Here is a 4,428-nt window from a genome sequence, read left to right on the forward strand (position 1 = left end):
GTCATCAGCCTCGACATCGCCCACGACCACATCGCCCAGATCTGGGCCGTACTCAACCCCGACAAACTGCACTCCTGGAACCAGCCACCCACCCCCGACAGCGCCAGCGCGCACCAGAGCCCCGCATAGCAGGGTGACTGCTGGTCCTGATCGCACCAGGGGTGCAGTTCCGGTCCATGCGGTAGGGGCTGCGTGGCCTGGGAGCTGGCTCAGTCGGGTGCCTTCCCTGTTCTCCCCAGGCCTGTTCGTCACACGGCCGAGGTCACAGCACGTCCGGCGGAGCCGAGAACCGATGCGGAGCGAGAGCACGAATCGAGGAAGGCAGCGATCTTGCTCGGGTTGAACACCCACATCACCTTGTGGATGCCTTCCTCCGAAGCGGCTATCGTCATGAACGTGGTGGGCTCGCCGTCTCGGTAAATCATCACACCCGAACGGCCGTTGGCGTCGACCAACCTGGGTTCCACGCCGGGCCAGAACCGCCGATTGGCGGTCGCCAGGTTGGCCACGCGTGCACGGCCCAGCACAGGTATACGAGCGGCGCCCCGGATACCGTTGCCGTCGGACAGACTGACGGCATCGGGGACGAGAAGGGCTTCGAGTGAAGCCACATCCCCCGTCTGAGCCGCTGAGACGAAGGCGTTCAGAAGGCGTCGGTGCTCCGCCGTGTCCACGCTCTCCCGCTGCTCGTCCGACAGATGCTTGCGAGCACGGCTTACGATCTTCCGCACGTTGACGACGCTGAGTTGAAGGATCTCAGCGATCTCGGGATAGCCGTAATCGAACGCCTCACGCAGTACGTATGCGGCACGCTCGGTGGGGCTCAGTTTCTCCAACACCAGCAGCAGAGCCAATTCCAGGGCCTCCGCACGCTGCGCGCCTACCTCCGGGTCCGAGCTCGTGTCGATGGGCTCGGGCAGCCACGGTCCGATGTAGGTCTCCCGGCGCACCCGCGCAGATTGCGCAACGTTGATGGCCAAGCGGGTCGTCGTACTCGAGAGGAAAGCCACCGGGCTGACCACCACGGAGCGGTCGGTCTTCTGCCAGCGCAGCCACACTTCCTGGACCACGTCTTCAGCCTCGACCGCGCTGCCGAGCATGCGGTAGGCGATTCCGAAGAGACGTGGCCGGTGCTGCACAAAGACAGCAACAGCCTCTTCAAGGCTACTTGTCGTGGGGGACGGCTCTGGATGCATGATTCCGCGGTCTCCGTTCCTCCGGTTGCGGCTGTCTACGGGCGTGACGACGCGGCGACCGCGTGGTCACGGACGGCTCCTACAACCGATCCCAGGACACGCTCCTGGAGGCCCCAGTGGTGCCAGGTGTTACGCACTGCATGGCTTGTTCGGGTGCTGCAGGGACTGCGGTCACTGAAAGTCACGACTGTTCCAATCGCCTCTGTTGCATGAGACCGGGATCGTTCTGTTCCCGTGACAGCGCTGGGGCAGTGGGGTGCCGCCGGCCGTCGCCACGACGGCAGACATCAGGAAGAAACACAGTGTTTCCGCGGGCTCACGGCCCGACCATCGGATCGAATCCACCCTTGAGAAAAAGGTTCATACGGGTAGCGGTCCACGTACATAGTTCCTAGCCCAAGACCATGGAATCGTTCCCAACGGTGGACATTAAAGCATTGACACGTTGTCGATTGGTGGGTGGGCCGTTCTGCGTCCGGCGAGGCCTGGACGCGCCCCGCAGCGCCGGTTTCACGCCACCGACAGGAGTCACACCCTGAAGACCGACCGCATCGTGACGACGCGTGTCACCGCTACGAGCGCGTAACACGGTCTGACCAGACCGTGGCTTCCCGGCTGCCGGAACGGTGAGCGGCGCACGGCCGGGCGTTTGAGGGAGGGGCGGCGGGAGGTGCAGTGAGCCGGGAAGTTCGCCGCAACGTTGTGGCGCAACCGCATCGGGGCTCCTCGTTAGTAACGCAACCTCATCTGGGGCGTGTGGCCTCGGCGTTGATGGTGGCAGCGGTGGTGCGACGGCGCTCGGCGGGGGCCGAGCCGGATTTAGTTTCAGACGATACCGTATCAAATGAATGTTTGGCTGATAACGTGCGCTCATGCCTGCCGAAATTCCTCACAGAACGATCACCCCGCGCGCGACCGACCGCCCCGGGGACGCCTCAGCTTTCGCTCTCGGCCTGCTGCTGCGCCGGGCACACTGGCGCGCGACCGCGGCGACAGCGGAGGCGCTTCGACCGCTCGGCATCGAGTGCCGGCATTTTGCCGTGCTGATCGTTCTGGTCGACCGCGGGCCCACGGTCCAGCGGGACCTGGCGGCGGCGACGGGGTCGGACAAGGCGGGAATCATGCGGGTCGTGGACGACCTGGAACGTAAGGGGCTGGCCGTACGCAAGACCGTTCCGTCGGACCGGCGGGTGCGGGCAGTGGAGATCACGCCTCAGGGCATCGAGCTGTTCGACAGAGCCCATGCGTCGGCGGATCTGCTGGCTGAGCGTCTGACTGCCGAACTGGGGCCCGGCGAGCCCGAGCAGCTGACGGCCCTGCTGACCCGGTTCACCTATCCCGCAGGCGGCGAGGCGTAAGCACGCCCGCACGACGGTTGCCTGCCGCGTGGGCGTTCTTCGGCTCACGCGGCTTTCGCGGCACGCCCGTCCCTGTGAGCCGCGGCCATCGTCGCTACGCGCCGGTCCTGTCTTCGGGCGGCGGTCAGGGCTTCGTCGCCGCCGGGATCCAGCCGTCCTCGCCAGTGCGGTAGCCGGTGCAGCACGGTTTGCCGGGGCCGTCGACCACGCGGCCCCTGTAGCCGGGCGGGACGAGGATGCCGCCGAAGTGGCAGACGGAATTGTACAGCGCCGGCAGGGTCGATCCTGTCCGCCGTGACCTGCCGCGGTCGAGGTGAAGTCGCCGTAGACCTTGTCGGCGACAGATTCTGTCGCCAGAGGCCAGCCAGGATGCCCATGCACGCCCCGGGGCGGGCCGTGACATTGCCGAATCGGGCGGGCATGCCCAAGACGACGCGTCCGCTCACAGCAAGCCCTCATGCGTCACCACGGGAAATGTGCCCAGTGGCCGAGACGTGCTCTACCCAGGCGTTGTTACGGGTGACTGCTTGGACAGGCGCGGTCTCCTGGACGCCCCGCGGGCGAACCTCAGCCCCGGCTCCGACGCATGCCCCGGCGGCGCTTTCGCGTACCTCGTCGGCCGGCGCGAAAATTGTTTCCGCAGCGGAGCAGTGGGCGACGCGACCTTCCTCACGATGCGCGGGTTCTCACGCCCGCCAATTAGTATTGAATGATACCGTCGCAAGTGCAACGGAAGCACACGCGTTGAGCGGATGGGAGTCAGGCGATCATGGACGTCTATGAGGCGGTCACGAGCCGACGGGCGGTGCGCGGATTCACCGACCGGCGGGTCCCGAGGGAGACGCTGGAGCGCGTGCTGTCCGCCGCGGCCTGGTCGCCGTCCGCATCGAACCTCCAGCCGTGGCACGCCTACGTGCTGACCGGCGGGTCGCTGGCCGAGCTCAAGAAGCGTGCCGGCGAGCGTGTGGCCTCAGGTGACCCCTGGGACGAGCCGGAGTACGAGCAGTACCCGCCCGCCCTGAAGTCCCCGTACCGCGAACGTCGATCCGCCTTCGGCGAGCAGCGCTACGGCGCACTCGGCATACCGCGCGAGGACATAGAGGCACGCCAGAGAGCCGCTTCCGCGAACTGGGACTGCTTCGGCGCGCCCGCCGCACTGTTCTGCTACATCGACCGCGACCTGGGCCCGGCCCAGTGGTCCGACGTCGGCATGTATCTGCAGACCGTCATGCTGCTGCTCCGCGCCGAAGGCCTGCACAGTTGCACGCAGATGGCATGGGCGAAGTACCGCAAGACCGTCGCGGAGATCGTGTCACCCCCGGACGAGCTCCTCCTCTTCTGCGGCATGTCGATCGGGTACGAGGACGTCACGGTGGGTTACAGCCGTACGGGCCGGGCGCCGCTCGCCGAGACGGTCACGTTCGTCGGGGGTTAGTAGTACCGCGCTCCCCCCTGACGGGCATCCTGATCTGGGCCCACCGGCGCCCCTGCGGCGCCGGCCTGCCTGGATGGCCGCCAGGGACGGCACGTGCACGGCCAGCCATAACGGCAAAGAGCCAGGACCTGGTGCGTCGTAGCCCGCAATTATGCCGTAGCCCGCACGTATGTCGTAGCCCGCACGTATGGGGGGAAAGCGGCGGCCGGCTGTGACAGCGCGCCGCAAGAGCAGCAGGATCGAGCGCGCTCAAAGGAGTTTGCTGGGCTTACTTGCCCGGTGGTGACTCGGCTGCCTGATTCTCCGCGGCGCCTGTCTGTGCCGGCATGGCTACCTCGGGGTTCGGGGTGGGTGGCTGGTTCCAGGAGTGCAGTTTGTCGGGGTTGAGTACGGCCCAGATCTGGGCGATGTGGTCGTGGGCGATGTCGAGGCTGATGAC

Annotated in this window: 3 protein-coding genes; 2 read left to right on the top strand and 1 reads right to left on the bottom strand. The window is 66.6% G+C overall.

Annotation, left to right across the window (positions count from 1 at the left end; all coding sequences use genetic code 11):
- Window positions 1–248: 248 nt before the first annotated feature.
- Window positions 249–1,196 (bottom strand): RNA polymerase sigma-70 factor, encoded by a 948-nt coding sequence (locus AB0D57_RS47210; RefSeq protein WP_362088689.1) that lies wholly within the window; start codon window positions 1,194–1,196, stop codon window positions 249–251.
- Between the two features lie 872 nt (window positions 1,197–2,068).
- Here AB0D57_RS47210 and AB0D57_RS47215 point away from each other — a divergent pair.
- A complete protein-coding gene (locus AB0D57_RS47215; RefSeq protein WP_362088690.1) occupies window positions 2,069–2,554 on the top strand; it encodes a MarR family winged helix-turn-helix transcriptional regulator in 486 nt (161 codons plus the stop codon).
- A gap of 769 nt (window positions 2,555–3,323) precedes the next feature.
- Window positions 3,324–3,989: a nitroreductase gene (locus AB0D57_RS47220; protein WP_362088691.1), complete on the top strand. Its 666-nt coding sequence runs from the start codon at window positions 3,324–3,326 to the stop codon at window positions 3,987–3,989.
- The last annotated feature ends 439 nt before the right edge of the window (window positions 3,990–4,428 follow it).

Source organism: Streptomyces sp. NPDC048275 (assembly GCF_040652275.1).
In the GTDB taxonomy this organism is placed as follows: domain Bacteria; phylum Actinomycetota; class Actinomycetes; order Streptomycetales; family Streptomycetaceae; genus Streptomyces.

Coding starts and splice junctions, on each gene's coding strand:
- AB0D57_RS47210 (WP_362088689.1), bottom strand. CDS start 1,196: ATGCATCCAGAGCCGTCCCCCACGACAAGTAGCCTTGAAGAGGCTGTT.
- AB0D57_RS47215 (WP_362088690.1), top strand. CDS start 2,069: ATGCCTGCCGAAATTCCTCACAGAACGATCACCCCGCGCGCGACCGAC.
- AB0D57_RS47220 (WP_362088691.1), top strand. CDS start 3,324: ATGGACGTCTATGAGGCGGTCACGAGCCGACGGGCGGTGCGCGGATTC.